The following is a 23,899-nucleotide window of genomic DNA, read 5'->3' as shown; positions in this document are numbered from 1 at the left end:
CAACGCGGTGTCGTTCACGCGTACGGTTCCCCTGGCCCGCCGTCGTCCGGCACTCGGTCGTACAAAAGATCCCAGACGCCGTGCCCGAGCTTCTGGCCGCGCGTCTCGAAATGCGTCTGCGGACGCCATTCGGGCCGCGGTACGGCGCCGCGCTTACCGCCGCGATTGGCCAGCCCCGGGGTCGCGTCGAGCACGTCCCACATCTGCTCGGCATAGTCCTGCCAATCGGTGGACAGGTGCAAGCGTCCCGTCGGGGCGAGCTTGCGCACGAGCAGGGCGGCGAAGGCGGGGTTCACCAGGCGCCGCTTGTTGTGGCGCTTCTTGTGCCACGGATCGGGGAAGTAGATGCGCACCTCGTCGAGCGAGGCGTCGGCGATCTCGTTCTCCAGCACTTCCACCGCGTCGTGGTGGTAGAGGCGCACGTTGGTCGCATCGTCGGCGGCCAGCGCGTTGAGCAGGCGGCCCACGCCGGGTGCGTGCACTTCGATGCCGAGCAGGTCGCGCGCCTTGTCGTGCTGCGCGGCGAAGCGCAGGGCCTCGCCGTTGCCGAAGCCGATCTCCAGCACGCGCTTCGCCTTGCGCCCGAACGCGGCGTCGAAGTCGCGCGGCTGGCCCGCGTAGTCGAGCCCGAAGCGCGGCCACAGCTCATCGAACGCGCGCTGCTGCGCCGGCGTGAAGCGCCCTTGCCGCAGCACGAAGCTGCGGACCTTGCGCACGCCCGGTTCCTGGGTGAAGGGTTTCTTGTCGACCGGATCGGCGGGCATCTGATTGATGTGTCAGCCGATCATGCCGTCGACGGGGCTCGACGCCGAAGCGAAACGCTTGCGCGGGATGCGGCCGGCGCGGAATGCGGCGCGGCCGGCTTCGACCGCGAGCTTCATCGCGTGCGCCATGAGCACCGGGTCCTTCGCGCCGGCGATCGCGGTGTTCATCAGCACGCCGTCGCAGCCGAGCTCCATCGCGATCGATGCATCCGACGCGGTGCCCACGCCGGCGTCGACGATGATCGGCACCTTCGCGTTCTCGACGATCTCCAGCAGGTTGTACTTGTTCTGCACGCCCAGGCCCGAGCCGATCGGCGCGGCGAGCGGCATCACCGCGACGCAGCCGATTTCTTCGAGGCGGCGCGCGAGGATCGGATCGTCGGAGGTGTAGACCATCACGTCGAAGCCGTCGGCGACGAGGCGCTCGGCGGCGGCGAGGGTCTGCACGACGTCGGGGTACAGCGTGCGCTGGTCGCCGAGCACTTCGAGCTTCACGAGCTTGTGGCCATCGAGCAATTCGCGCGCGAGGCGGCACGTGCGCACCGCGTCGTCGGCGGTGTAGCAGCCCGCGGTGTTGGGCAGCAGCGTGAAGCGGTCGGGCGGGAGGACGTCGAGCAGGTTCGGCGCGTTGGGATCCTGGCCGAGGTTGGTGCGCCGGATCGCGACGGTGACGATCTCGGCGCCCGCGGCATCGGTCGCGCGGCGGGTCTCGTCGAAATCCCGGAACTTGCCCGTGCCGGTGAGCAGGCGGGAACGATAACGGCGGCCCGCGACGACCAGGCTGTCGTCGGCCGCGATGGGGGCGGTTGCGTGCATCCACGCATGTTACCGCCGTTCGTCGGTCGCAGTTGCCCGAACGTCGAGCCTCGTTGCGATTTCGGCGGGATTTGTCCTGTGGCCTTCGAGCCCCGCGTAAGGCTGGAGGAGTGGGGAGGAAAGCGTCGGACGGGCACACCCCTGACCCGGATCGCCGTTGGCTCCTTTCCGCTGCGCGCGATGCCCATCGCGCGGTACGCCAAACGCACACCCGCGCGAAAGCCGGGGTCGCAAAGCTACGGGTCCCTCCGGCAATCCCCCTGCCGCGGACAGCCGGGTTCCCGTTACCGCGCGATGGTGTCATCGCGCGATTTTTTTGGGCGATCGATGGGCGCGAAGTCCAGCCCGTCGAAGTCAGCCGCCGCCGAGCGCGTGCACGACCTCGACGCGATCGCCTTCGGCCAGCGCATGTGCCTCGTGCGCGCCGCGCGGCACGATGTCGCCGTTCACTTCGACCGCGACGCGACGGCCGCCGAAGCCTTCGGCTTCCAGCAGCGATGCGATCGTGGTGCCCGGCATGAGGGTCCGGGGCTGCCCGTTCAGCAGAATGTTCATGCCGCGCATTCTCGCCCGTGGCGTGGCAGCATGCGAATCACCATACCCATCCGCACGCCAAGGGAGCGCGTACTGATGAAGCAGACCCACCGGGCCTTCCGCCCGATCCGCACCGTGCTTGCCGCCGCACTCGCCTTCGCCGCACTGCCGGCTGCCGCGCAGACCTATACGCAGACCGTGTTCTTCGGCGACAGCCTCACCGACTCGGGCTGGTTCCGCCCGGCGCTGGTGCAGGTGGCCGGCCCCCAGGCCGCGATCCTCGGCCGCTTCAGCACCAACCCGACCCAGGTGTGGTCGGAGTACCTCGCCAACTACTACGGCACCAACGCGACCAGCGGGAACCAGGGCGGCACGAACTGGGCCGTCGGCGGCGCCAACACGGGCATCGACTCGGCCGGCGCGCTCGGCGAGATCCCGTCGATCAATACGCAGATCCAGCGTTACCTCACCGCGACCGGCGGCCGCGCCGATGCGAACGCGCTGTACACGGTGTGGGGCGGCGCGAACGACCTGTTCGCCATCGCCGGCGGTGCGCCTGCGCAGGAGCGGCTCGCGCTGGCCGTCGGCGCGCAGGTCGGCAACGTGGCCACGCTCACGGGCGCGGGCGCGAGGTACATCCTGGTCCCGACCGTTCCCGACATCGGCCTGACGCCGTCGGCGCTCGCGCAGGGGCCGATCGCGATGGCGACCGGCACGCAGCTCGCGACCGCGTACAACAACGCGCTGTTCTCTACGCTCGCCTCGCAGGGCCTGCGCGTGATTCCGCTGGATACGTTCCACCTCATCCAGGAAATCGTCGCGTCGCCGTCGGCCTATGGGTTCTCGAACGTCACCGGCACCGCGTGCCAACCGCAGATCACCGCGTCGTCGCTGACCTGCAGCCCGGCCAACTACGTGACGCCGGATGCGGCGTCGACGTACCTGTTCGCCGACGGCGTGCATCCGACCGGCGCCACGCACCAGATGCTCGGCCAGTACGCGCTGTCCGTGCTCGAGGCGCCGCGCCAGATCGCGATGCTGCCGTACACGGAACAGGTGATCGGCAAGTCGCGCGCGGAGATGGTCAGCTCGCACATCGTCGAAAAGCCCGCGGAAGACGGCATGCGCTGGTGGTTCAACCTGCGCGGCGACAACCAGCGCTACGACGTGCCCGGCGATTACGACGGCGGCGGTCCTTCGATGCTGTTCGGCGTCGACTGGGCGAGCGGCGAGTTCGTGTACGGCGCGTTCGCCGGTTACGGTCGCAACGACTTCGACTACGGTCGCCGTCGCGGCGACTTCGACCAGGACGACGCCACGCTCGGCGGTTTCGTCGGTTGGTACACCGACGACCTGTGGGTCAACGCGCAGCTGAGCTGGACCAGCGTCAGCTACGACGTGAACCGCCTCGTCGAACTCGGCCCGGCCGTGCGCGAGTATCGCGGTTCGCCCGACGGCGAGAACTGGACCGTCGGCGCGCAGGGTGGCTGGAACTTCCACGCCGGCTCGGTGACGCACGGTCCGGTCGTTTCGTTGCTCGCGCAGCGCATCGACGTCGATGCGTTCGCCGAAGACCGCGTCGACTCCGCGGGCCTCGCGTACCCGGACCAGAACTACGATTCGCTGATCGGCGCCGCGGGTTGGCAGGCGAGCTTCGACGTGTCCCCGACCACGACGCCGTATGCGCGCCTGACCTGGGAACACGAATTCGAGGACATGCCGGAAGAAGCCTTCGCGCAGTCGCTGTCGATCCCGGGCACGCTGCCGTTCGCCGTGCCGAACCTCGAGCGCGACGACAACTACGGCACGCTCGCCTTCGGCATTCGCACGCAGATGTGGGGCATGGACGCCGACGTCGGCGCGAATGCGAGCGTCGGCCAGGAAGGCGGCAACCACGCGACGGTGTTCGTGAACGTCGGCAAGCGGTTCTGATCGAGCGGCGACATCCGCGACAACGCGACACGACGAGGCCCGCGCAAGCGGGCCTCGTTTTTTCCGGGCGACATCGCGCGCAACGTCGACGCGCGCGGCGTTACGGCAGGCACAGCGTACCGTGCACCGATGTCGTCACGATGCCGGGCACGCGCGTGCCATGCACGAAGAAGTCGCCGGTCGCGCCCGCGTACTCGCCGGTGCCTTCCGTGACGCGCTGGTGCGCGGCCACCATGCCGGGCGTGTTCATGCCGGTTTCGCGCATCGAGATCGTGCCCGTCGGCAGGCGGTACTGGAACGCGCCGCTGTAGGGCAGGGAGCCCGGCGACGTCGGCAACGCGACGCCGACCGAATCCGCGCTGAAATGCGTCGTGCCGCGCAGGCCGTGGTTGCCGTCGACTTCACCGAGGAAGCACGCCGCCTCGCCGGCATCGCAGCCGGTCGTGACGCGCACTTCGACCATCTCTGCGTGGATGGACTTGCAGTTGCCGGCGTGTACGTTGGTCGTGAGCGCGGCGAGGCACAGCGCGATGCTGCAGGATGCGAAAGGATGCATGTGGATGTCCTCCGATGCGGCGAACCATTCGCCGTCGGAGCCGATCCTCGACACCTGCGTGGCGCGGTGCGAGCGCCGCCCGCACGCACCGCGATGGAACCAATCCGGCGCCGCAGGATCTTCCAGCGCAACCCGTCAGCGCGACCGGATGGCCCGCGCGATCCACGCGCACCCGAAGCCGATGCCGCCCCAAGCGGCGACGCACGCGAGCGTCCATTCGATCGGCATGTCGTGCGCGTTCGACGATGCCGCCGAGAACGCCGGCACCAGGATGCGCAGCACCAGCGCGTAGCACGCGACGCCGTAAGCGACGCCGACCGACGCGACGTGCGCATGCACGCGCGGCCAGCGCGCGGCGATGCGCACGTACACCGCGACCAGCGTGGCGATCAGCGCGCAATACGACACCGCGCCCAGCAGCGCGGTCTCGATGCCGCCTGCGCGCGCGGCGTGCGTGCCGATGAACCACGCCGCGATCGACTGCGGAATGCGCGCCGGCGCGGTCCCTGAATGCAGGAACCAGAACCCCGCGGCGAACACGAGATCGGCCAGCGCCAACGCGATCCCGCCGCCCACGATCCAGGCCCAGGCGGGCCATGCACGCGCGGCCGAGGGGAGGGAGAGCGGGGAAAAGGCGGGCCGGGCGTGCATGGCAGACCTCCGGGGTGCAGGATTGGCCTCATTCGGCGCCCGCAGATTGGCTCTGGCAAGGGCCAATCGGGGTGCCCGAAATGGTGCCATTCCCAGGCGCGCTGCGCGGAGGCCTTTATGCACCTGCAACTCGACGGACGCGGCCCGCTGCACGCACAGCTCACCCGCGCGCTGAAGACTGCGCTCGCGGGCGGCCGCTTCGGCGAAGGCAGCCGCTTGCCGCCGACGCGTGCACTCGCGCGCGAAATCGGCGTGTCGCGCAACACCGTGCTCACCGCGTACGAGCAATTGCGCGCTGAAGGCTTCATGGCGGCGCGCGTGGGCTCGGGCAGTTATGTCGCCGCGCCCCTGCTGGTGGAAGCCGCCAACGATCCGCCGCCGATCGTCGCACCGCCGCAGACCGCCTACGCGCGACGCGCGCGCGAAGCGCAGATCCCGCGTCTCCTGCGACGCAAGCCGCCTGCGTCGATCCGCTACTCGTTCCAATACGGACTGCCGCTGATCAATCCCGCGCTCACCACCGCGTGGGCGCGCGAACTCGCGCACGCGGCGGCGTACACGCCGCCCGATTACCCCGATCCGCACGGCCTGCCCGCGCTGCGCGAAACGATCTGCGATTACCTCGCGCGCCGCCGCGGCGTGCAGGCGACGCCCGACGACGTGCTGGTGGTCGGCGGCACGCAGCAGGCCGTGTCGCTGGCCGCGCGCGTGCTGCTCGAACCGGGCGATCTCGCAGTGGTCGAAGAGCCGCAGTACTTCTCGTTGCGCAACGTGCTGCAGATCCACGGCGCGCGCCTGCATGGCGCCGATTGCGACGCCGATGGCGTGCGCCTGGACCGGATGCCGGAGGAGTCGCCGCGTTTGATCTGCGTGACGCCGTCGCACCAGTTCCCCAGCGGCGCGGTGATGTCGTTGCCGCGGCGACTCGGCCTGCTCGGATACGCGCGCCGCCACGACACGTGGATCCTCGAGGACGACTACGACGGCGAGTTTCGCTACGACACGCAACCGCTCGCCGCGCTGCGTTCGCTCGATCGCGACGGTCGCGTGCTGTACGTGGGGACGTTCTCGAAAACGCTGTTCCCGTCGTTGCGCCTGGGATACCTGGTGATGCCGCCGGCGTTGCGCACCGACCTGGTCACCGCGAAGTGGGCGCAGGATTTCGGCAGCTCGGCGATCGAACAGGCGGCGCTCGCGCGGTTCATGGCGACCGGCGGCTTCGAACGCCACCTGCGCCGCAGCACGCGCACGTTGCAGGAGCGGCGCACCGCATTGCTCGAAGGCCTGCGCGAAGTCGGCGGCGATCGCCTCGAGATCGCCGACTCGCACGCGGGCATGCACCTGGTCGTGTGGTTGCGCGGACTTCCCGATGCGGCGCTCGACGCGATCATCGCGCACGGCGAAACCCTTGGTCTCGGCCTGCACACGATCCGCCCGCATTACCTGCACCGCCCCGCGCGCGCGGGGTTGCTCATGGGCTATTGCGGCCTGTCGCCCGCGCAGATCCGCGAAGCGATGCCGCTGTTCGCGCAGGTGCTCGATCGTGCGTTCGCGCGCCAGGCCGGCGCGTAGTCGCGCTCTTCGTCAGCTCGGCATCAGCGCGAGGCGATCGCCGCGACCACGAGCCCGATCGCGAGCCACGCCAGGTCCATCGTCGTGTTGGCCATGCTCGCCAGCGTCCATGCGAGCGAAGGTCCGAGGCGCAGGGCGGTGTCGAGGACCGGAAGGCCCATCATCCCCGACAGGTTCGCCGACACGATGCCCCACTGCGCCATGACGATGGTGAGCAGCGTCGCGGCAACGCCCAGCACCATGCGCAGGTGGCCCGGCCGCGCGCCGCCCAGGCGCAGCAGGAACGCCGCGTCGAGCGCGGCGATCACGGCCATCCAGCCGGATTGCGAGGCGGTGAGCATGGAGGCGGCGACCCACGCCGCGGCGATCCCGGTGCTTCCGATCAGCGCCAGCAAGGCGCCCAGCCATGTCGATGAACGAACGTCCTGCGGCGGCATCCGGGGCTCCCTGCGGTGCCGCACAGCATACCGGGCCGCCGAAGTTTAGAATGGACGTCTTGCGCGGCACCTCGCGCACCCCCACTTGTCACGCATGTATTCCCGCAGCAGCGAACCCGTCCGCTTCGAACGCGATTGCGACGTCGTCCTCGTCCCGCAAGGCGAGGAGGTCACGTTGCCCGCGGGCAGCATCGGCTACATCACCCAGGCGCTCGGCGGCAGCTACACCGTGTTCGTCGAAGGCAACCTGTTCCGCGTGGCGGGCAAGGATGCCGACGCGATCGGCAAGGAACCGCCCGAACCCCTCGAGCTCTCCGCCGGCGCAAGCGACGACGACGTCGAGAAGCTCGTGTGGAAGCAGTTGCGCACCTGCTTCGATCCCGAGATCCCGATCAACATCGTGGACCTCGGCCTCGTCTACGAAGCCGTGGTGAAGCCGCGCGACGATGGCACGCGCGAAGTCGAGATCCGCATGACGCTCACCGCGCCCGCGTGCGGCATGGGCGACATCCTCGTCGACGACGTGCGCAGCAAGCTGGAGCTGATCCCGACGGTGACCGAGGCGGACGTCGAACTCGTGTTCGATCCGCCGTGGAATCGCACGATGATGTCCGAGGCCGCGCGCCTCGAGACCGGGATGCTCTGAAACAGGGGTCCAGAAACAGCAGAAACAGGGGTCCAGAAACAGGGGTCAGAGCACTATTTCATCGAAATAGTGCTCTGACCCCTGTTTCTGGACCCCTGTTTCTAGATCGCTTCGAACTTGTTCGCCGCGACGTTCTTCTTCACGCGGTGGATGTCCCACACGCGCCCGTTCATCGCGATGTAGACGCCGGGCGGCAGGCTCTGCACCGCGCCGACCGCGGTGCCGACGTTGAACTCCGCATCCGACCCGCGAAAGCGCGCGGGACTCAGCGCACCGGTGAGCACGATCGTGCGATCGGTCAGCGATTCGAGCACCTGCGCCGTCTCGACCATCGTGTCCGTGCCGTGCGTGACCAGCACGTGCTTCGCCGGCTGCGCGGCGATCGTCGCGCGGATCAACTCGCGGTCTTCCTGCGTGATGTGCAGCGAATCCTTGCGGATGATCGGGATCACCGTGAACTGGAAGGCGACACCGAGCTCGCGCAGGATGCCGCCGATCTGCGGCTCGCCGATCTGGTAATCCGACTTGTCGTCGAAGTAGATCTTGTCGATCGTGCCGCCGGTGGTGACGATGCAGAGTTGTTCCATTTCGACGCCGTAATTCGTGTACGTGATGGGGGATTCGCCAACGCGACTAGCGCTTGCCGAACCTGGCACGCATGCCCGGAATCGTGGCGCCGGTGAACACCAGCAACGCCAGCACGATTTCGATCAGCGCGAGTTGGCGCTCTTCGGGGTGCGACCAGGCGACCATCACGCCGTGGGAGAACCAGCCGAGGGCGAACAAACCGGCCCAGAAGGCGGGCTTCTGCGCACCGCGCCAGTTTAACGCCGCCAGCAGCAGCGGCGGCCCCGCGAACCATGCGACCGTGGGCCAGCCCTTGTGCAGGAACCAGGAGACATACAGCGCCACGAGGCCGAACAGCCCCGCCAGCAACACGCGCGTGGAAAAACTCATGCGAGCCTCGATGCCAGTTGTGCGACGCGCTTGCCGAGGGCGCGCGCGAGCACGGCTTCCTCGTCGCTCGGTCGCGGATCGTCCTGCAGGCCCGCGTAGTGGCTCGCGCCATACGGCGTGCCGCCGGTGCGCGTGGTGTTGAGCGCGGGCTCGGTGTAAGGCAGGCCGCACACGACGCAGCCGTGGTGGAGCAGCGGCAGCATCATCGACAGCAGCGTCGCTTCCTGGCCGCCGTGCAGCGTCGCCGTGGAGGTGAACACCGCGGCGGGCTTGCCGACGAGCGTGCCGCTCGCCCATTCGGCGCCGAGGCCGTCGATGAAATGCTTGAGCGGCGCGGCCATGATGCCGAAGCGCGTCGGGCTTCCGAGCACGAGGCCCGCGCATTCGGCGAGGTCCGCGCGCGTCACGTACGGCGCGCCTTCGTCGGGCACGGGCGGGGCCGCCACTTCGGTGACCGGCGCGACCGGGGGCACGCTGCGCAGGCGTGCGCGCATGCCATCGACTTCCTCGATCCCGCGCGCGACCTGCCGCGCGAGCCGCGCGACGGAGCCGCCGCGGCTGTAGTACAGCACCAACACCTCGGGCATGTGCCACCTCCGGCGCGCAGTTTGCCGGGATTGACCGGTCGTGGGGTAGGCTTCGGGCGATGGAGCCTCTGGACACCGCCTATCGCTGGATCGGATACCTGCGCGATCGCCATCGCCTGGGCACGTTCTTCCGTTTCCTGTGGGATCGCTTCCTCGGCGACAACCTGTTCCAGGCCGCGGGCGCGCTGTCGTACACGACGGTGTTCGCGCTGGTGCCGTTGTCGATGGTCGTGTTCGGCGTGCTGTCGGCGTTCCCGGTCTTCGACCGCTGGAGCGACCAGCTCAGCGACTACATCTTCTCCAACTTCGTGCCGAGCTCCGCGCGCGCGGTGGAAACCTACCTGCGCCAGTTCTCGAGCAACGCAGGCCAGCTCACCGCCGCGGGCATCGTCGCGCTCGTCGTCTCGCTGCTGATCACGCTCAACAGCGTGGAGACGACCTTCAACCGCATCTGGCGCGTGCCGACGGCGCGGCCGAAGTTCGCGCGCTTCCTGGTGTACTGGACGGTGTTCACGCTCGGCGCGCTGGTCGCGGCGACGAGCCTGGCGCTGTCGACGCGCTTCTTCGCGATGGCGATCTTCGAAACCGAACCGGGACGCTGGCTCGAACACGCGATCGTGCGCCTCGCGCCGTTCGTCATCGAGCTCATCGCCTTCGCCGCGGTGTTCAAGGTCGTGCCGCATCGCACCGTGTTGTGGCGGCATGCATTCGCCGGTGCGTTGCTGTCGGCGCTGTTGTTCGAAGGCGTGAAGTTCTGGCTCGCCTTTTTCATCGGCGGCTTCAGCAGCTACGGCAAGGTGTACGGCACGCTCGCGTTCCTGCCGATCTTCCTGGTGTGGATCTACCTTGGGTGGACGTCGATCCTGCTCGGCGCGTCGTTCGCCGCGTCGATGTCGGCGTTTCGTTACCAACCCGCATCGATGCGCCTGCCCGTCGGCTACGAGATGTACGGGCTGCTGCGCATGCTGGGCCGCTTCGTCGTGGCGCGGAAGCACGGACGCGGGCTGCACAGCCAGGACATCCAGCTGCTCGAACCGGTGCTGACCGATTCGCTCGTGCAGGACATGCTGGGCCAGTTGTCCGAAGTCGGGCTGCTGAGTCGCGCGGAAAGCGGCGAATGGCTGCTCGCGCGCGACCTCGACACGATGACGCTCGCCGAACTCTACGAAGCGTGCCAGTTGCGCATCCCCATCGCCGAAGCGCACGTGCCGATGCGCGAAGACCCCCTCGGCATGTCGGCGTACCATGCGCTCGACGAACTGCGACTCCCGCTGCGCGAATTGTTGAAGAAGAAGGTGTCCTCCCTCTATGTCCACCTGGAATGAACGTGCCTGGCAAAAGCGTGGCGCACTCGCGCTCGCAGTGATCGCCGCGATGGCCGTCGCCGCGTGCAAGCGCGAACCCGCCACGCCCGCGCCGGAAGCAACGCCCGCACCCGCACCCGCCGCCACCGCGCAGGCGCCCGCATCCGCGGCCACGGTCGCGCGTCCGTCGGCGACTAAGGACGTGCCGTCGTTGTCGCTCGCGACCGTCGACGGCAAGCAATTCAACCTCGCCGACCATCGCGGCCGGTGGGTCGTCGTGAATTTCTGGGCGACGTGGTGCGGCCCGTGCCTGAAGGAAATGCCGGCGCTCTCCGCGCTCGACACGATGCGCGAACACATCGACGTCGTCGGCCTCGCCTACGAAGACACGACGCCCGAGGAGATGCAGGCCTTCCTCATCAAACATCCGGTTTCCTACCCGATCGCGATGGTCGACGTGTACGACCCGCCGAAGGATTTCGAAACGCCCGCGGGCCTGCCGACGACGTACCTGATCGGCCCCGACGGCCGGGTCGCCAAGCGTTTCATCGGCCCCGTCGAACCGCACGACATCGAGAAAGCGATCGCCGACGCCGGCGGTCCGAAGCCGAAGGGCGCCTGACATGGCCGCCGCGCGCTTCTTCATCGAAGGGCGCGTGCAGGGCGTGTTCTTCCGCGCATCGACGCGGCAACAGGCCACCGAACTCGGCCTGCGCGGCTATGCGCGCAATCTGCACGACGGTCGCGTCGAAGTCCTCGCCGTCGGCGACGTGCAGGCGCTCGAGCGCCTTGCCGAGTGGCTCAAGCATGGGCCGCCGCATGCGCGCGTCTCTCGCGTCGAGCGCATCTCGGCGGACGATGGCGAGGCTGGGGCGTCGTTCGATACGGGTTAGAAGCGCGGGGGTGGCGTTCCACCAGACGGGCGGAGGGGTGTGCATGCGTGCATGGCCCTTCGCCGGTCCTGGCAAGACCATCCATGGCCAGCCAAAGACCGGGCGCACGGCCATCCTGGCCGTGCTCTACGGGCCATGCACGCATGCACACCCCTCCGCACTTCCGCATCAACTCCTGCGCTTCTCTGTCGTACCAAAAGCAACGGCGAAGCCGGGCGCTGCGCGCATCGCGCGCATTGCTTTCGCTCTTCGCTCTTTCAACGAAGGGTTGGAGGAATGGAAGCGCGCCGTGCCGTCGTTCAACACCCGCGCGCTTCCATTCCCCTAATCGCCGAACGACTTGATCGGAGCGACAACCCCGAAGCGTTCCTTGCGTGCCTTGCCCGCAAGCGCATCGAGCGTGAGTGGCGCGTCGGGGACGTGCGTGTCGGGGAGCCGGTCGAGGAGGTCGCGGATCAGGGTGAGACGGCCGCGGCGCTGGTCGTTGAAGTCGACGAGCGTCCAGGGGGCGTGGTCGGTGTGCGTTGCGCGCAGCATCGCTTCGCGCGCCTTCGTGTAGTCGGCGTACTTGTCGCGCGCGGCGAGGTCGATCGGCGAGAGCTTCCAGCGCTTCAGCGGATCCTCGAGGCGTTCGGCGAAGCGTTCTTCCTGCTTCGCCTGGTCGCACGCGAGCCAGTACTTGAACAACAGGATGCCGTCGTCGACGAGTTGCTTCTCGAAGGCGGGCGCCTGTTCGAGGAATTGTTCGACCTGCGCGGGCGTCGCGTAGTCCATCACGCGTTCGACGCCGGCGCGGTTGTACCAGCTGCGGTCGAACAGCACGATCTGGCCGGCGGAAGGCAGGTGCGACACGTAGCGCTGGAAATACCACTCGCCGGTGTCGGCCGGCTTGCCGAGCGCGACGACGCGGCACTGGCGCGGGTTCATGTGTTCGCGGATCGCATCGATCGCGCCGCCCTTGCCGGCGGTGTCGCGGCCTTCAAACAAGACGACGATGCGTTGCCCGGTGTCGCGCGCCCAGCGGGCCATCGCGACGAGTTCGCGTTGCATGGGCTCCAGCGCGGCTTCGTAATCCTTGCGCTTGAGCTTCTTCATTTCGAGGTCTTCGGTTTCGACTTCGAAGCCGATTTGCGCGGCGTCGAAACCGGCGATCGCGGACGCGGCGACGCTTGCCCCGCAAGACCGCGCGCGATTTCGAGCACCGCGCCCTGCTGGCGCGTGTTCATCGCGCGATACGCGGCGAGCAGGTCGTGTTCGCCCTGCGTGCGCGCGGGATCGAGCGTGCTCGCGAGTTCCGCGAGCAAGGCGCCGACCGGCACGCCGAGGATGCGCGCGAGCGCGTCGAGTTGATCCTTGCCCGGCAGCTTCTCGCCGCGCATCCAGGCCGACACGGTGTCGACGCCCGCGCGCGGGATCGCGGTCGCCAGTTCCGTGGCGCTCATGCCGCGCGCCTTCGCGAGCAATCGCAGGGTCGTGGCGAGCGGCATGTTCACTCCTTGAGGCGAGGGCGCAAGGTGGCGAGGTTGCAGGGCCTGGTTCGCGCATCGAGTTGCGCGCGCAGGATCTTCTCCCATGCGGTGCGACAGGCGGATGTCGAACCGGGCAGCGCGAACAGGAACGTGCCGTTCGCCAGTCCCGCGAACGCGCGCGACTGCAGCGACGACGTGCCGATCTCTTCGAAGCTGATCGCGCGGAAGATTTCGCCGAAGCCCGGCATCTCCTTGTCGAGCAGCGGGAGCAGCGCTTCGGGTGTCGAGTCGCGGCCGGTGAAGCCGGTGCCGCCGGTGACCAGGATGCCGTCGACCGTGTCGTCCGCGATCCAGCGCGAGACGAGCGCGCGCAGTCGGTAGCGATCGTCGGGAAGCAGCGCGCGTTCGGCGAGGCGGTGGCCCGCTTGCGTCAGCGCTTCGACGAGATAGTCGCCGGAGGAATCGTTGGCGAGCGTGCGCGAGTCGGAGACCGTGAGCACGCAGAGCGCGAGGGAGTGGAAGTCGGCGGCCTGTGCCATGCGCGCAGCCTAGCGCACATCCAGCGAATACCACTGGGTCGCGTCTTCGTGCCAGCCCGCGGCGCGGTACAGGGCGCGGGCGGGTGCGTTGTCGGCCATCGTTTCGAGCATCAGGCCGGCGGCGCCCTCGGCGCGCGCGAAGTCCGCGGCGGCATCGAGCAACGCGCGTGCGACGCCGTGGCGGCGCGCGCCTTCGGCGACGAACAGGTCGTTGAGCAGGAACGTCCGCACGGTGCGCACGGAGGAGAAGATCGGATAGAGCTGGGTGAACCCTGCCGGCTGGCCGTCGCGATGCGCGATCAGCACGACCGATTCGTTTCGCTGCATGCGCTCGCGCAGGTAATCGCGTGCGCGATCGACGTCGCCCGGCTGGTGGTAGAACCGGCGATAGGCGTCGAACATCGGCGCGACCGCATCGAGGTCGTCGAGGGTGGCGCGGCGGATCGTGTTTCCGGTCATGTCAGGCGTTGTCCGTGAGGCGAGCGAGTTCGTCGGCTTGGTGTTCGCGTTGCAGGCGTTCGACCAGCGCATCGAGGTTGCCTTCGAGCACGTTGGGCAGATCGTAGAGCGTCAGGCCTTCCACGCGATGGTCGGTGATGCGGCCCTGCGGGAAGTTGTAGGTGCGGATGCGCTGGCTGCGATCGCCGCTGCCGACCTGCAGCTTGCGGTCCTGCGCCTGCGCGGCTTCGCGACGCGCGATGTCGGCTTCCACGAGCATCGCCTTCAGGCGCTTCATCGCCTTGTCGCGGTTGGCGTGCTGCGAGCGCTCGGTCTGCGATTCCACCACGATCCCGCTCGGCACGTGCGTGATGCGGATCGCCGACTCGGTCTTGTTGACGTGCTGGCCGCCCGCGCCGGAAGAACGGAACGTGTCGACCCGCAGGTCCGCGGGATTCACTTCGATCGGCACGCCCGGCGCTTCTTCCGCGATGATCGCGACCGTCGCGGCGGACGTGTGGATGCGGCCCTGCGATTCGGTTTCCGGCACGCGCTGCACGCGGTGCGTGCCCGATTCGAACTTCAGCCGCGAATACGCGCCGCGCCCTTCGACGCGCGCGACGATCTCGCGGAATCCGCCGTGTTCGCCGGGATTCGCGGATTCCACTTCCACGCGCCAACCCTGGCGTTCGGCGTAGCGAGCGTACATGCGATACAGGTCGCCGGCGAAGATCGCCGCTTCGTCGCCGCCGGTGCCGGCGCGGACTTCGAGGTAGAGGTTGCCTTCGTCGCGCGCGTCCTTCGGGACGAGTTGCGCGAGCAGTTCGCCTTCGAGTTCGGCCAGGCGCGCGGTCGCGGTTTCGATTTCTTCGTCGGCGAGTTCGCGCATCTCCGGATCGTTGCGCATCGCTTCGGCGCCGGCGAGGTCGCGACGGGCCTGCGATTCGGCGACGAGCGCGGTGGCGACGGGTTCGAGTTGCGCGAACTCGCGCGAGAGATCGCGGAAGCGGTCGGCGTCGGAGATCGTGCCCGGATCGGCGAGCAGGCGTTCGACTTCCTCGCGTCGTTCGAGCAGCGCTTCGAGTTTGCGGCGCAGGCTGGGGATCATGCGTTCGCGTCGCCGCCGTCGCTGCCTGCATCGTCCGCATCGCCCGATCGGAGCGGCGGGAACAGCTTGTCGGCGGCGCGCGCGAGTTCCGCATCGCCGGTCAGCGCGGCTTCGCGCAACGCGGCGGTCGGGGCGTGCAGCAGGCGATTGACCAGCGTGTGCGCGAGCAGGTCGAGTACTTCGTTCGGATCGCGGCCTGCGGCGAGTTGCGCGCGCGCCTTCTCGAGCGCTTCCGCGCGCGAACGCTCGCCGTGCGCGCGCAGGCGCTTGAGCGGTGCGTGGCGCGTGCTCGCTTCGAGTGCTTCGACGTAGCGCGCGGTCTGCAGGTCGACGATGGCCTCCGCTTCGCGCGCGGCTTCGCGGCGGCTGCGGCGGTTGTCTTCGATCGCGCGTTCGAGGTCGTCGACGGTGTAGAGGAACGCGTCGTCGAGCGTCGCGACATCGGCTTCGATGTCGCGCGGCACCGCGAGGTCGAGCAGCAGCATCGGGCGATGCCTGCGCTGCGAGAGCGCGTGCGCGACCTGTGCGCGGGTGACGATGGGCTCGCGGCTCGCGGTCGCGGACAACACGATGTCGGCTTCGGCGAGGTGGCGGTCGAGTTCGGTCAGCGGCAGGGCGACGCCGCCGTGGCGCGTTGCGAGTTCCTGTGCGTGCGCGAGCGTGCGGTTGGCGATCAGCAGGCGCTTGGCCTTGCCTTCGACGAGGTGGCGCGTGGCGAGTTCGATCGTTTCGCCTGCGCCGATCAGCAGCACGGTCGAATCGTCGAGACGCGCGAAGGATTCCTGCGCCAGGCGCACCGCGGCGGACGCGACCGAGACCGGGTTCGCGCCGATGCGCGTGTCGGTGCGCGCGCGCTTGGCGGTGGTGAACGCATGCTGGAACAGCCGGTCCAGGTGCGCGCCGAGCGTGCCGGCGCTGCGTGCGTTCGCCCAGGCTTCCTTCACCTGGCCGAGGATCTGCGGTTCGCCGAGCACGAGCGAGTCGAGGCCGGTGGCGACGCGGAACAGGTGGCGCACCGCATCGGCGTCGCGATGGCGGTACAGGTAGGCGTGGAGGTCGCCGCCGTCGGGATGCGTGGCGAGCCATTGCGCGAGCGCGTCGCCCGCATCGTCGGCCAGTGCGTAGAGCTCGGTGCGGTTGCAGGTCGACAGCAGCGCGACCTCGCGCACCGACGGCAGCGCGCGCAATTCGGCGAGCGCGCGCGGCATCGCGTCGTTGCCGAACGCCACGCGTTCGCGCAAGCCGACGGGTGCGGTCTGGTGGTTGATGCCGAGGACGAGGAGGCTCATGAGGTCGTTCGGTCGCGTGCGCTAAGCTCCCGTGGCCGCACATTCTACCGGGGCGCATCCCCGGATTCCCCCGTCCACGGACGCCCCCATGCCGCAAGTCCGCCACTCGTTCACCTTCACGCTGGCCCTGGTCGCGGCGCTGCTCGCGGCGGGGTGCGCGTCGACGGCCCCGCGCGAAGCGCCGCCGCCGGCGACCGCGAAGGACGCCGAATCGACGCTGGAAGGCACGCTGGCGGGCGAATTCGCGCTGCAGGCGGGGCAACTGGACGAGGCATCGCGCTCCTATCTCGCCGCGGCGAAGGCCACCGACGACCCCGGCCTGGCCGAGCGCGCCACCCGCATCGCGCTGCTCGCCAACAACGACAAGCTCGCCGCCGATGGCCTCGCGCTGTGGAAGCAGCGCGCGCCGGATTCGCTCGCCGTGCATGCGGCGGAGGCGACGCTCGCCCTGCGCCGCAACGACGCACGCGCCGCGCGCCGCGAACTGGGCGTGCTGCTCGCCGACCAGGGCGACATCGGCTGGCGCCACGCGCTCTCCGCGCTCGGCAGCGGCGGCAAGGATCCGCGCCTGGCCGGCCAGTTGCTGGGCGAACTGGTCGACGACCACGCGATCCCCGACAAGCTCGGTGCATGGCTCGCCTTCGGCGGCCTCGCGATGCGCCTGGAGGAACCGGCGCTCGCCGAACGCATCATCGACGAGATCGTGCGCCGCTTCCCGGAGGAACCGCGGGTCGCACTGCTCCGCGCGAGCCAGTTGCGCGAAGCGGGCAAGTCCGAAGACGCGCGCAAGGTGCTCGCCGGCATCGCGCAGACCGCCTACGACGACGAAGAACTCCGCATGTCGATCGCTGCCGAATACGACGCGATGGGCGATTCGGTGATGGCGGCGAACGTGCTCGCGCGCGGCCCGCAGGACGATCGCACGTACGGCTTGCGCGCCGCGTTGCTCGCGCGCGCCGAAGACGACGCCGCACTCGGCGCGCTGTACGACGAACTGAAGAAGGAATCGGCCAAGCCGGATCCGGAGCGTCGACTGCTGCTCGGCCAGGTCGCGGAAATGCTCGAACGCCACGACGAAGCGCTCGAGTGGTATCGCAGCGTCCCCGGCGGTGAAGCGCGCTGGACCGCGCGCCTGCGCGAAGCGAACGTGCTGCACGCACTGGAGCAGACGGACGAGGCGTACAAGGCCTTGCGCGCGCTGCAATCCGACGCGACGGTCGATGAAGGCACGCGCCGCGACGCCTACCTGCTCGAAGCCGAACTGCGCCAGAAGGATGGGCAACTCGTCGAAGAACTCGACGCCTTCGCACGCGGGCTCGCCGCGTATCCCGACGAACCGGCGCTGCTGTATTCGCGCGCGCTGACGTGGGAACGTCGCGACGACATTCCGCGCGCGGAAGCCGATTTCCGCCGCATCCTCGTCGCCGAACCGGACAACGTGAACGCCCTCAACGCGCTCGGGTACACGCTCGCCGATCGCACGACGCGCTATGCCGAAGCGCTCGAGCTGATCGATCGCGCACGCGCGGCGGAACCGGACAGCGCGGCGATCATCGACAGTTACGGCTGGGTGCTCTATCGCCTCGGCCGACTCGAAGAAGCGCTCGTCGAACTGCGCCGCGCCTACGCGTTGCAGAAGGACCCGGAGATCGCCTCGCACCTCGGCGAAGTGCTGTGGATGCTGGGGCGCAAGGACGAAGCGCGGCGTTACTTCGACGAAGCAAAACGCCTGGATCCGGAAAATCGCTCGCTCAAGCGCGCGCTGGAGAAGACGGGAGCATGAAGATGCGGCTTGCGGTGATCGCGATGTTCGCCATCGCGTTGTCGGCGTGCGCCGCGCGCGCGCCGCGCGAAACGTTGCCTGCGATCGAGGGCGTGCCGTCGGCGCACCAGGAGGCGCGTGTCGCCGCGATCGAAGCGATGCCCACGTGGTCGATGTCGGGTCGCGTCGCGGTGTCGAACGGCAAGGACGGCGGCAGCGGCCGCATCGAATGGAAGCAGGCGGGCGAGCGTTACGACGTCGCGCTCAGCGCCCCGGTCACGCGCCAGAGCTGGCGCGTCACGGGCGGCGAGGGCGAGGCGGTGCTCGAAGGCCTGCAGGGCGGACCGCGCACCGGTCCCGACGCGGGCGAGCTCGTGTTCGAAGCCACGCGCTGGCGCATTCCCGTCGAAGCGCTCGCGGATTGGCTGATGGGCACGACCCATCGCGACGGCCGCCTGCACTTCGGCGCCGACGGCCGCGTCGATCGCATCGACGAAAGCGGTTGGGTCGTGACCTATGCCGACTGGCAGCGGCCGGAAGGCGGCGCCGTCGAGCTGCCGGGCCGCATCGAGGCCACGCAGGGCGAGTCACGCGTGCGGCTGGTGGTCGACCAATGGGGCCTGGAGTGAGCGATCCCGCGCATGCCTGGTCGGAATGGCCGGCGCCGGCCAAGCTCAACCTGTTCCTGCGGATCACCGGCCGGCGGCCGGACGGCTACCACGCGCTGCAGACGGTGTTCCGGCTGCTCGATTGGGGCGATACCGTGCGGATCCGGTTGCGTGAGGACGGCTTGATCCGGCGCGTCGGCGAGTCGGTGCCGGGCGTCGCGGAAGCCGACGACCTCATGGTTCGAGCCGCGAGGTGGCTTCAATCTGCAGCTAACGTCAGTCTTGGTGCGGATATCGGCGTCGAAAAGCGAATTCCGGCCGGAGGCGGATTCGGCGGTGGTTCTTCGGATGCGGCCACCGTGCTGGTCGTCCTCGACCGGCTGTGGGGCACGCGGCTGGGCGTCGATCGGTTGGCGGGGCTGGGTCTTGCGCTCGGCGCCGACGTTCCCGTCTTCGTCCGCGGCGACAACGCCTGGGCCGAAGGGGTGGGGGAACAGCTCACGTCCATCGACCTGCCGCAGGCCTGGTACGTGCTCGCCGACCCCGGCGTGCACGTGCCTACCGCCGCTTTGTTCCAAACCCCTGAATTGACGCGCGATTCCCCGCCCGCGACAATGCGCGACTTCGTTTCGGAAGCGGTGCTCGGCAATGCGTTCGAGCCGATGCTGCGCCGCCGCGAACCGGCCGTCGAGGCCGCGTTCGCCGCACTCGCGCATCTCGGCACGCCACGCCTGACGGGCACGGGCAGCGGTTGTTTCGTCGAGTTCGCCACGCGCGAATCCGCCGAAGCGGCGCTGGCTCGCGTGCATTCGGAGACGCCGCACCTGCGGGCCTGGCTGGCCGCGGGCGCAAGCGTTTCCCCGCTGCACGCGTTGCTCGGCCGAACCTGAAGGGCACACCCGGAGGGGCGTCGCCAAGTGGCCCAAGGCACCGGGTTTTGATCCCGGCATTCGTAGGTTCGAATCCTACCGCCCCTGCCACCTGGGAACGTGCAACAGGCGGCATCAACAGAGTCATCACCGCAACGGTCAGAGCGCTGGCGGAGCCAACATGCAAGACGAACGCAACCTGCTGGTCTTCACCGGCAACGCCAACCGGCCCCTGGCCGAAGCGGTGTGCAAGGAACTCGGCGTGCGCCCGGGCAAGGCCCTGGTCACCCGTTTCTCCGACGGCGAAGTGCAGGTCGAAATCGAGGAAAACGTCCGCCGGCAGGAAGTGTTCGTCATCCAGCCGACGTGCGCGCCGAGCGCGGAAAACCTCGTGGAGTTGCTGGTGCTGATCGACGCGCTCAAGCGCGCATCGGTGTCGAGCGTCACCGCGGTGGTGCCGTACTTCGGTTACGCGCGGCAGGATCGCCGCCCGCGTTCGGCCCGCGTGCCGATCACGGCGAAGGTCGCCGCGCAGATGTTCAACACGGTGCATACCGACCGCGTGTTGACGGTCGACCTGCATGCCGACCAGATCCAGGGATTCTTCGACATCCCGGTCGACAACGTGTACGCCTCGCCGCTGCTGCTCGCCGACATCTGGCGCGCGCACGGCACGGACAACATGGTGGTGGTCTCGCCCGACGTCGGCGGCGTGGTGCGTGCGCGAGCGATCGCCAAGCGCCTCGACGACGCGGACCTGGCGATCATCGACAAGCGCCGCCCGCGCGCGAACGTCGCCACGGTGATGAACATCATCGGCGACGTCAGCGGCAAGACCTGCGTGCTCGTCGACGACATCGTCGACACCGCGGGCACGCTGTGCGCAGCGGCCGCGGCGTTGAAGCAGCAGGGCGCGACGAAGGTCGTCGCGTACTGCACGCACCCGGTGCTCTCGGGCCCGGCGATCGACAACATTTCCAAGTCGCAGCTCGACGAACTGGTGGTGACCGACACCATCCCGTTGAGCGACGCGGCGAAGGCCTGCGGCCGCATCCGCCAGCTCAGCGTCGCCGAGCTGCTCGCGGAAACGATCCGCCGCATCGCCTTCGGTGAATCCGTCAGTTCGCTTTACGTGGACTGACACCCCTGGTCCACCTGGTCGCGGGTGGGCTTCAATCAGCAACAGAGTGAGTTAGACAATGGCTACCGAACACAAGATCTCGGCCACCGGCCGCAAGGACGAAGGCAAGGGTGCGAGCCGCCGCCTCCGTCGCGCTGCGAACATCCCGGCCATCCTCTACGGCGGCAGCGCCGCTCCGCAGAGCATCCAGCTCGAGCACGAGAAGACCTGGCTCGCCAGCCAGAACGAGTGGTTCTACTCGTCGATCATCGACCTCGACCTCGACGGCAAGGTGCAGAAGGTGCTGCTGCGTGACATGCAGCGCCATCCGTACAAGCAGATCATCATGCACCTCGACTTCCAGCGCGTCGACGAGAACCAGGCGATCCGCATCGCGGTGCCGCTGCACTTCCTCAACGAAGACAAGTCGCCGGCCGGCAAGTCGGCCGACGTCGTCGTGACGCACGAGCTCAACGAAGTCGAAGTGAGCTGCCTGCCGAAGGACCTGCCGGAGTTCATCGAAATCGATCTGTCGGCCCTCAAGGTCGGCGACATCGTCCACCTGTCCGACCTGAAGCTGCCGAAGGGCGTCGAGATCCCCGAGCTGAAGCTCGGCAAGGAACACGACGTGGCCATCGTCATCGCCAAGCACGGCAAGGAAGAGGTCGAAGAACCGACCGAAGCCCCGGCCGCGGCCGAAGTGCCGGCGGCGAAGGTCGCCAAGAAGGACGAAGAGAAGAAGTAAGCCTTCGCGGTCGCGCCGGCCTGCGCCGGCGCGATGCGTTGCGATCGCATGGAAGGCTTGCGCCTCATCGTCGGGCTGGGCAACCCCGGCCCCGAACACACCCGGACCCGGCACAACGCCGGGTTCTGGTTTGTGGACGGGCTCGCCGAGCGGTTGGGCGCGCGTTTCGGCCTGGAATCCAAGCTCTTCGGCGAGACGGCCAAGGTCGACATCGGTGGGCGCCAGGTCTGGCTGCTCAAGCCGGCGACCTACATGAACCTCAGCGGCAAGTCGGTTTGCGCCGCGCTGCGCTACTGGAAGATCGAGCCTGAAGAAGCGCTCCTCGCGCACGACGAACTCGACCTTGCGCCCGGCATCGCGCGCCTCAAGTTCGATGGCGGCCACGGCGGCCAGAATGGCCTGCGCGACACGATGAAGCTGCTGGGCCACGGCAAGTTCCACCGGCTGCGGATCGGCATCGGCCATCCGGGCCACAAGGACAAAGTCACCCCTTGGGTGCTGGGCAAGCCCGGCCGCGACGACGAGGCCGCGATCCTGCGCGCCATCGACGACGCGACCGACGTGCTGCCGCTCGCCGTCGCGGGAGACATCAACGAGGCGACCAAGCGCCTCAATACGGGTAAGTAATCCGATGGGCATCAAATGCGGCATCGTCGGCCTGCCGAACGTCGGCAAGTCGACCCTGTTCAACGCGCTGACCAAGGCGGGTATCGCCGCGGCCAACTTCCCCTTCTGCACGATCGAGCCGAACGTCGGCGTCGTGCCCGTGCCTGATCCGCGACTCAACGCGCTGTCGGACATCGTGAAGCCGCAGAAGGTGATCCCGACCGCCGTCGAGTTCGTCGACATCGCGGGCCTCGTGGCCGGTGCGGCGAGCGGCGAAGGCCTCGGCAACAAGTTCCTCGCGCACATCCGCGAAGTCGATGCGATCACGCACGTGGTGCGCTGCTTCGAGCACGGGGACATCGTCCACGTGACGGGCAAGGTCGACCCGATTTCCGACATCGAGACCATCGACACCGAGTTGGCCCTCGCCGACCTGGATTCGGTGGAGAAGGCCCTGCAGCGCGCCGAGCGCTCGGCCAAGACGGGCGACAAGGACGCCAAGGCCCGCGCCGAGGTGCTGGGCCGCGTCCGCACCGGCCTGGATGCCGGCAAGCCGGCCCGCGCGCTGGGCCTGTCGGACGAGGACAAGGCGCAGGTCCGCGACCTCTTCCTGCTGACCCTCAAGCCGGTGATGTACGTGGCCAACGTCCTGGAGGACGGGTTCGAGAACAACCCGCACCTGGAGGCCGTCCGCGCTCGCGCGGTGGGCGAGGGCGCCGAGGTGGTGCCGGTCTCGGCCGCCATCGAGGAAGAGCTGAGCCAGCTGGACGACGCCGACCGCGACACCTTCCTGCATGACCTTGGCCTCGACGAGCCCGGCCTGAACCGCGTGATCCGCGCGGCCTACAAGCTGCTGGGCCTGCAGACCTACTTCACGGCGGGCGTGAAGGAAGTGAGGGCGTGGACCGTGCGCGCCGGTTCGACCGCGCCGCAAGCGGCCGCGGTGATCCACACGGACTTCGAAAAGGGCTTCATTCGCGCCGAAACCATCGCTTTCGACGACTACATCAAGTACCGCGGCGAGTCGGGCGCCCGCGACGCCGGCCGCCTGCGCCTGGAAGGCAAGGAATACCGGGTGCAGGAAGGCGACGTGCTGCATTTCCGCTTCAACGTCTGACCGGAGTGGCGGCTCGTCGGCGATATCTGTCGACGAAGCGTTGACTTCGCGCAGCCGCCACGCCAGAATTTCGGGCTCTTTTGGAGGGATACCCAAGCGGCCAACGGGGGCAGACTGTAAATCTGCTGGCTTACGCCTTCGGTGGTTCGAATCCACCTCCCTCCACCAGCTTCAAGAGTGCAAGCGCTCCACCCGCCGGTCTTACCAACCGACGGCGCAATACCCAAGCAGATCATGCCGGCGAGAGCCGGACGGCGCGGGAGTAGTTCAATGGTAGAACCTCAGCCTTCCAAGCTGATGGTGCGGGTTCGATTCCCGTCTCCCGCTCCATTGATGCCGCGCAAGACCTGCTGGAACAACCTGCTCACGTAGCTCAGTCGGTAGAGCACCTCCTTGGTAAGGAGGAGGTCGCTGGTTCGATTCCAGTCGTGAGCACCAGATTCGTAAAACCGAAACGCCAACCGCAACCCATCGAGAAGAGCCATGGCCAAGGGTAAGTTCGAACGCACCAAGCCCCACGTGAACGTGGGCACGATCGGTCACGTCGACCACGGCAAGACGACGCTGACGGCGGCGCTGA

The 23,899-nt window shown here is 68.5% G+C and carries 30 protein-coding genes, 4 tRNA genes and 1 riboswitch; of the genes, 19 read left to right on the top strand and 15 right to left on the bottom strand.

Features of this window, described 5'->3' with window-relative positions:
• Nucleotides 1–14: 14 nt before the first annotated feature.
• The 3 genes from trmB to thiS all read right to left on the bottom strand — a co-directional run bounded on the left by trmB (nucleotide 15) and on the right by thiS (nucleotide 2,135).
• Nucleotides 15–764, bottom strand: coding sequence for a tRNA (guanosine(46)-N7)-methyltransferase TrmB (gene trmB / locus LK996_RS04695; RefSeq protein WP_230525980.1), 750 nt, complete (start codon nucleotides 762–764; stop codon nucleotides 15–17).
• Between the two features lie 12 nt (nucleotides 765–776).
• Nucleotides 777–1,580 carry a thiazole synthase gene (locus LK996_RS04690; RefSeq protein ID WP_230525979.1) on the bottom strand — a complete coding sequence of 268 codons (804 nt, stop codon included), beginning with the start codon at nucleotides 1,578–1,580 and terminating at the stop codon, nucleotides 777–779.
• 194 nt (nucleotides 1,581–1,774) lie between these two features.
• Nucleotides 1,775–1,866: riboswitch (cyclic di-GMP riboswitch) on the top strand.
• A gap of 68 nt (nucleotides 1,867–1,934) precedes the next feature.
• A complete protein-coding gene (thiS, locus tag LK996_RS04685) occupies nucleotides 1,935–2,135 on the bottom strand; it encodes a sulfur carrier protein ThiS (protein WP_230525978.1) in 201 nt (66 codons plus the stop codon).
• A 75-nt stretch (nucleotides 2,136–2,210) separates the two neighbouring features.
• Here thiS and LK996_RS04680 point away from each other — a divergent pair, with 75 nt between their 5' ends.
• Nucleotides 2,211–4,046, top strand: coding sequence for an autotransporter domain-containing protein (locus LK996_RS04680; protein WP_230525977.1), 1,836 nt, complete (start codon nucleotides 2,211–2,213; stop codon nucleotides 4,044–4,046).
• 100 nt (nucleotides 4,047–4,146) lie between these two features.
• Here LK996_RS04680 and LK996_RS04675 read toward each other — a convergent pair whose 3' ends face one another.
• Complete coding sequence (locus tag LK996_RS04675; protein ID WP_230525976.1) at nucleotides 4,147–4,602, bottom strand: hypothetical protein; 456 nt, start codon at nucleotides 4,600–4,602, stop codon at nucleotides 4,147–4,149.
• Between the two features lie 135 nt (nucleotides 4,603–4,737).
• On the bottom strand, nucleotides 4,738–5,253 hold the full coding sequence (locus LK996_RS04670) for a hypothetical protein (RefSeq protein ID WP_230525975.1): 516 nt from the start codon (nucleotides 5,251–5,253) through the stop codon (nucleotides 4,738–4,740).
• A 117-nt stretch (nucleotides 5,254–5,370) separates the two neighbouring features.
• Here LK996_RS04670 and pdxR point away from each other — a divergent pair, with 117 nt between their 5' ends.
• Entirely contained in the window at nucleotides 5,371–6,825 is a 1,455-nt protein-coding gene (pdxR, locus tag LK996_RS04665) for a MocR-like pyridoxine biosynthesis transcription factor PdxR (RefSeq protein ID WP_230525974.1), read from the top strand.
• A 23-nt stretch (nucleotides 6,826–6,848) separates the two neighbouring features.
• Here pdxR and LK996_RS04660 read toward each other — a convergent pair whose 3' ends face one another.
• On the bottom strand, nucleotides 6,849–7,262 hold the full coding sequence (locus tag LK996_RS04660; protein WP_230525973.1) for a hypothetical protein: 414 nt from the start codon (nucleotides 7,260–7,262) through the stop codon (nucleotides 6,849–6,851).
• 94 nt (nucleotides 7,263–7,356) lie between these two features.
• Between LK996_RS04660 and sufT the strand changes: the two genes are divergently transcribed.
• Nucleotides 7,357–7,908: a putative Fe-S cluster assembly protein SufT gene (sufT, locus tag LK996_RS04655; protein ID WP_230525972.1), complete on the top strand. Its 552-nt coding sequence runs from the start codon at nucleotides 7,357–7,359 to the stop codon at nucleotides 7,906–7,908.
• Between the two features lie 101 nt (nucleotides 7,909–8,009).
• Here the strand turns inward: sufT and LK996_RS04650 are convergent, their stop codons facing one another.
• From LK996_RS04650 to wrbA, 3 genes are read right to left on the bottom strand one after another with little or no spacing between them, the layout of a single operon-like run.
• A complete protein-coding gene (locus LK996_RS04650) occupies nucleotides 8,010–8,495 on the bottom strand; it encodes an asparaginase domain-containing protein (RefSeq protein WP_230525971.1) in 486 nt (161 codons plus the stop codon).
• Between the two features lie 46 nt (nucleotides 8,496–8,541).
• On the bottom strand, nucleotides 8,542–8,865 hold the full coding sequence (locus LK996_RS04645) for a DUF2069 domain-containing protein (RefSeq protein WP_230525970.1): 324 nt from the start codon (nucleotides 8,863–8,865) through the stop codon (nucleotides 8,542–8,544).
• Nucleotides 8,862–9,452 carry an NAD(P)H:quinone oxidoreductase gene (gene wrbA / locus LK996_RS04640; protein ID WP_230525969.1) on the bottom strand — a complete coding sequence of 197 codons (591 nt, stop codon included), beginning with the start codon at nucleotides 9,450–9,452 and terminating at the stop codon, nucleotides 8,862–8,864. The genes LK996_RS04645 and wrbA overlap by 4 nt, the downstream gene beginning before the upstream one ends.
• Nucleotides 9,453–9,511: 59 nt before the next feature.
• On the opposite strand from wrbA, the gene LK996_RS04635 reads away from it, so the two are divergent.
• The 4 genes from LK996_RS04635 to LK996_RS04620 are packed head-to-tail and all read left to right on the top strand — an operon-like array spanning nucleotide 9,512 to nucleotide 11,977.
• Nucleotides 9,512–10,777, top strand: a complete 1,266-nt coding sequence (locus LK996_RS04635; RefSeq protein WP_230525968.1) for a YihY family inner membrane protein — start codon at nucleotides 9,512–9,514, stop codon at nucleotides 10,775–10,777.
• The gene (locus LK996_RS04630; RefSeq protein ID WP_425493703.1) at nucleotides 10,761–11,378 is read left to right on the top strand and encodes a TlpA family protein disulfide reductase; all 618 of its coding nucleotides are present in this window, start codon (nucleotides 10,761–10,763) and stop codon (nucleotides 11,376–11,378) included. The genes LK996_RS04635 and LK996_RS04630 overlap by 17 nt, the downstream gene beginning before the upstream one ends.
• A 1-nt stretch (nucleotide 11,379) precedes the next feature.
• The gene (locus tag LK996_RS04625; RefSeq protein WP_230525967.1) at nucleotides 11,380–11,649 is read left to right on the top strand and encodes an acylphosphatase; all 270 of its coding nucleotides are present in this window, start codon (nucleotides 11,380–11,382) and stop codon (nucleotides 11,647–11,649) included.
• Between the two features lie 43 nt (nucleotides 11,650–11,692).
• A complete protein-coding gene (locus LK996_RS04620) occupies nucleotides 11,693–11,977 on the top strand; it encodes a hypothetical protein (protein WP_230525966.1) in 285 nt (94 codons plus the stop codon).
• On the opposite strand, the gene ppk2 is transcribed toward LK996_RS04620, so the two are convergent.
• From ppk2 to hemA, 6 genes are read right to left on the bottom strand one after another with little or no spacing between them, the layout of a single operon-like run.
• Nucleotides 11,974–12,744 (bottom strand): polyphosphate kinase 2, encoded by a 771-nt coding sequence (gene ppk2, locus LK996_RS04615; protein WP_230525965.1) that lies wholly within the window; start codon nucleotides 12,742–12,744, stop codon nucleotides 11,974–11,976. The genes LK996_RS04620 and ppk2 overlap by 4 nt on opposite strands.
• Entirely contained in the window at nucleotides 12,741–13,136 is a 396-nt protein-coding gene (locus tag LK996_RS04610; RefSeq protein WP_230525964.1) for a helix-turn-helix domain-containing protein, read from the bottom strand. Before LK996_RS04610 ends, ppk2 begins: the two co-directional genes overlap by 4 nt.
• A 2-nt stretch (nucleotides 13,137–13,138) precedes the next feature.
• The gene (gene moaB, locus LK996_RS04605) at nucleotides 13,139–13,657 is read right to left on the bottom strand and encodes a molybdenum cofactor biosynthesis protein B (protein WP_230525963.1); all 519 of its coding nucleotides are present in this window, start codon (nucleotides 13,655–13,657) and stop codon (nucleotides 13,139–13,141) included.
• 9 nt (nucleotides 13,658–13,666) lie between these two features.
• Nucleotides 13,667–14,116 (bottom strand): GNAT family N-acetyltransferase, encoded by a 450-nt coding sequence (locus tag LK996_RS04600; protein WP_230525962.1) that lies wholly within the window; start codon nucleotides 14,114–14,116, stop codon nucleotides 13,667–13,669.
• Nucleotide 14,117: 1 nt separating this feature from the next.
• Complete coding sequence (prfA, locus tag LK996_RS04595) at nucleotides 14,118–15,203, bottom strand: peptide chain release factor 1 (RefSeq protein WP_230525961.1); 1,086 nt, start codon at nucleotides 15,201–15,203, stop codon at nucleotides 14,118–14,120.
• Nucleotides 15,200–16,492: a glutamyl-tRNA reductase gene (gene hemA, locus LK996_RS04590; protein WP_230525960.1), complete on the bottom strand. Its 1,293-nt coding sequence runs from the start codon at nucleotides 16,490–16,492 to the stop codon at nucleotides 15,200–15,202. Before hemA ends, prfA begins: the two co-directional genes overlap by 4 nt.
• Nucleotides 16,493–16,580: 88 nt before the next feature.
• On the opposite strand from hemA, the gene LK996_RS04585 reads away from it, so the two are divergent.
• The 12 genes from LK996_RS04585 to LK996_RS16735 all read left to right on the top strand — a co-directional run.
• Nucleotides 16,581–18,275, top strand: a complete 1,695-nt coding sequence (locus tag LK996_RS04585; RefSeq protein WP_230525959.1) for a tetratricopeptide repeat protein — start codon at nucleotides 16,581–16,583, stop codon at nucleotides 18,273–18,275.
• Nucleotides 18,272–18,883: a lipoprotein insertase outer membrane protein LolB gene (lolB, locus tag LK996_RS04580; RefSeq protein WP_230525958.1), complete on the top strand. Its 612-nt coding sequence runs from the start codon at nucleotides 18,272–18,274 to the stop codon at nucleotides 18,881–18,883. Before LK996_RS04585 ends, lolB begins: the two co-directional genes overlap by 4 nt.
• Nucleotides 18,880–19,752: a 4-(cytidine 5'-diphospho)-2-C-methyl-D-erythritol kinase gene (gene ispE / locus LK996_RS04575; RefSeq protein ID WP_230525957.1), complete on the top strand. Its 873-nt coding sequence runs from the start codon at nucleotides 18,880–18,882 to the stop codon at nucleotides 19,750–19,752. The genes lolB and ispE overlap by 4 nt, the downstream gene beginning before the upstream one ends.
• Before the next feature lie 13 nt (nucleotides 19,753–19,765).
• Nucleotides 19,766–19,842, top strand: a tRNA-Gln gene (locus LK996_RS04570).
• Nucleotides 19,843–19,912: 70 nt separating this feature from the next.
• Nucleotides 19,913–20,872, top strand: a complete 960-nt coding sequence (locus LK996_RS04565) for a ribose-phosphate diphosphokinase (protein ID WP_230525956.1) — start codon at nucleotides 19,913–19,915, stop codon at nucleotides 20,870–20,872.
• Nucleotides 20,873–20,930: 58 nt separating this feature from the next.
• Entirely contained in the window at nucleotides 20,931–21,596 is a 666-nt protein-coding gene (locus tag LK996_RS04560; protein ID WP_230525955.1) for a 50S ribosomal protein L25/general stress protein Ctc, read from the top strand.
• Nucleotides 21,597–21,644: 48 nt separating this feature from the next.
• Nucleotides 21,645–22,223: an aminoacyl-tRNA hydrolase gene (gene pth, locus LK996_RS04555; RefSeq protein ID WP_230525954.1), complete on the top strand. Its 579-nt coding sequence runs from the start codon at nucleotides 21,645–21,647 to the stop codon at nucleotides 22,221–22,223.
• Between the two features lie 4 nt (nucleotides 22,224–22,227).
• Nucleotides 22,228–23,319, top strand: coding sequence for a redox-regulated ATPase YchF (ychF, locus tag LK996_RS04550; RefSeq protein WP_230525953.1), 1,092 nt, complete (start codon nucleotides 22,228–22,230; stop codon nucleotides 23,317–23,319).
• A gap of 82 nt (nucleotides 23,320–23,401) precedes the next feature.
• Nucleotides 23,402–23,487: transfer RNA gene (locus LK996_RS04545), tRNA-Tyr, on the top strand.
• A gap of 88 nt (nucleotides 23,488–23,575) precedes the next feature.
• Nucleotides 23,576–23,649, top strand: a tRNA-Gly gene (locus LK996_RS04540).
• Between the two features lie 32 nt (nucleotides 23,650–23,681).
• Nucleotides 23,682–23,757: transfer RNA gene (locus LK996_RS04535), tRNA-Thr, on the top strand.
• Nucleotides 23,758–23,802: 45 nt separating this feature from the next.
• A partial coding sequence (locus LK996_RS16735) for a GTP-binding protein (protein WP_038054197.1) occupies nucleotides 23,803–23,899 on the top strand: 97 nt, incomplete at its 3' end.

This window comes from Noviluteimonas lactosilytica (assembly GCF_020866925.1).
GTDB classification, from domain to species: domain Bacteria; phylum Pseudomonadota; class Gammaproteobacteria; order Xanthomonadales; family Xanthomonadaceae; genus Noviluteimonas; species Noviluteimonas lactosilytica.
Note: the sequence above shows the minus strand (reverse complement) of the source record. Positions and strands in the feature narration are given on the sequence as shown.

Coding starts and splice junctions, on each gene's coding strand:
- trmB (WP_230525980.1), bottom strand. CDS start 764: ATGCCCGCCGATCCGGTCGACAAGAAACCCTTCACCCAGGAACCGGGC.
- LK996_RS04620 (WP_230525966.1), top strand. CDS start 11,693: ATGCGTGCATGGCCCTTCGCCGGTCCTGGCAAGACCATCCATGGCCAG.
- ychF (WP_230525953.1), top strand. CDS start 22,228: ATGGGCATCAAATGCGGCATCGTCGGCCTGCCGAACGTCGGCAAGTCG.
- LK996_RS04585 (WP_230525959.1), top strand. CDS start 16,581: ATGCCGCAAGTCCGCCACTCGTTCACCTTCACGCTGGCCCTGGTCGCG.
- ppk2 (WP_230525965.1), bottom strand. CDS start 12,744: ATGAAGAAGCTCAAGCGCAAGGATTACGAAGCCGCGCTGGAGCCCATG.
- lolB (WP_230525958.1), top strand. CDS start 18,272: ATGAAGATGCGGCTTGCGGTGATCGCGATGTTCGCCATCGCGTTGTCG.
- LK996_RS04630 (WP_425493703.1), top strand. CDS start 10,761: ATGTCCACCTGGAATGAACGTGCCTGGCAAAAGCGTGGCGCACTCGCG.
- LK996_RS04660 (WP_230525973.1), bottom strand. CDS start 7,262: ATGCCGCCGCAGGACGTTCGTTCATCGACATGGCTGGGCGCCTTGCTG.
- sufT (WP_230525972.1), top strand. CDS start 7,357: ATGTATTCCCGCAGCAGCGAACCCGTCCGCTTCGAACGCGATTGCGAC.
- LK996_RS04670 (WP_230525975.1), bottom strand. CDS start 5,253: ATGCACGCCCGGCCCGCCTTTTCCCCGCTCTCCCTCCCCTCGGCCGCG.
- LK996_RS04560 (WP_230525955.1), top strand. CDS start 20,931: ATGGCTACCGAACACAAGATCTCGGCCACCGGCCGCAAGGACGAAGGC.
- prfA (WP_230525961.1), bottom strand. CDS start 15,203: ATGATCCCCAGCCTGCGCCGCAAACTCGAAGCGCTGCTCGAACGACGC.
- moaB (WP_230525963.1), bottom strand. CDS start 13,657: ATGGCACAGGCCGCCGACTTCCACTCCCTCGCGCTCTGCGTGCTCACG.
- hemA (WP_230525960.1), bottom strand. CDS start 16,492: ATGAGCCTCCTCGTCCTCGGCATCAACCACCAGACCGCACCCGTCGGC.
- LK996_RS04610 (WP_230525964.1), bottom strand. CDS start 13,136: ATGCCGCTCGCCACGACCCTGCGATTGCTCGCGAAGGCGCGCGGCATG.
- wrbA (WP_230525969.1), bottom strand. CDS start 9,452: ATGCCCGAGGTGTTGGTGCTGTACTACAGCCGCGGCGGCTCCGTCGCG.
- LK996_RS04675 (WP_230525976.1), bottom strand. CDS start 4,602: ATGCATCCTTTCGCATCCTGCAGCATCGCGCTGTGCCTCGCCGCGCTC.
- LK996_RS04625 (WP_230525967.1), top strand. CDS start 11,380: ATGGCCGCCGCGCGCTTCTTCATCGAAGGGCGCGTGCAGGGCGTGTTC.
- LK996_RS04600 (WP_230525962.1), bottom strand. CDS start 14,116: ATGACCGGAAACACGATCCGCCGCGCCACCCTCGACGACCTCGATGCG.
- LK996_RS04565 (WP_230525956.1), top strand. CDS start 19,913: ATGCAAGACGAACGCAACCTGCTGGTCTTCACCGGCAACGCCAACCGG.
- pth (WP_230525954.1), top strand. CDS start 21,645: ATGGAAGGCTTGCGCCTCATCGTCGGGCTGGGCAACCCCGGCCCCGAA.
- pdxR (WP_230525974.1), top strand. CDS start 5,371: ATGCACCTGCAACTCGACGGACGCGGCCCGCTGCACGCACAGCTCACC.
- LK996_RS04690 (WP_230525979.1), bottom strand. CDS start 1,580: ATGCACGCAACCGCCCCCATCGCGGCCGACGACAGCCTGGTCGTCGCG.
- thiS (WP_230525978.1), bottom strand. CDS start 2,135: ATGAACATTCTGCTGAACGGGCAGCCCCGGACCCTCATGCCGGGCACC.
- LK996_RS04645 (WP_230525970.1), bottom strand. CDS start 8,865: ATGAGTTTTTCCACGCGCGTGTTGCTGGCGGGGCTGTTCGGCCTCGTG.
- LK996_RS04635 (WP_230525968.1), top strand. CDS start 9,512: ATGGAGCCTCTGGACACCGCCTATCGCTGGATCGGATACCTGCGCGAT.
- LK996_RS04680 (WP_230525977.1), top strand. CDS start 2,211: ATGAAGCAGACCCACCGGGCCTTCCGCCCGATCCGCACCGTGCTTGCC.
- LK996_RS04650 (WP_230525971.1), bottom strand. CDS start 8,495: ATGGAACAACTCTGCATCGTCACCACCGGCGGCACGATCGACAAGATC.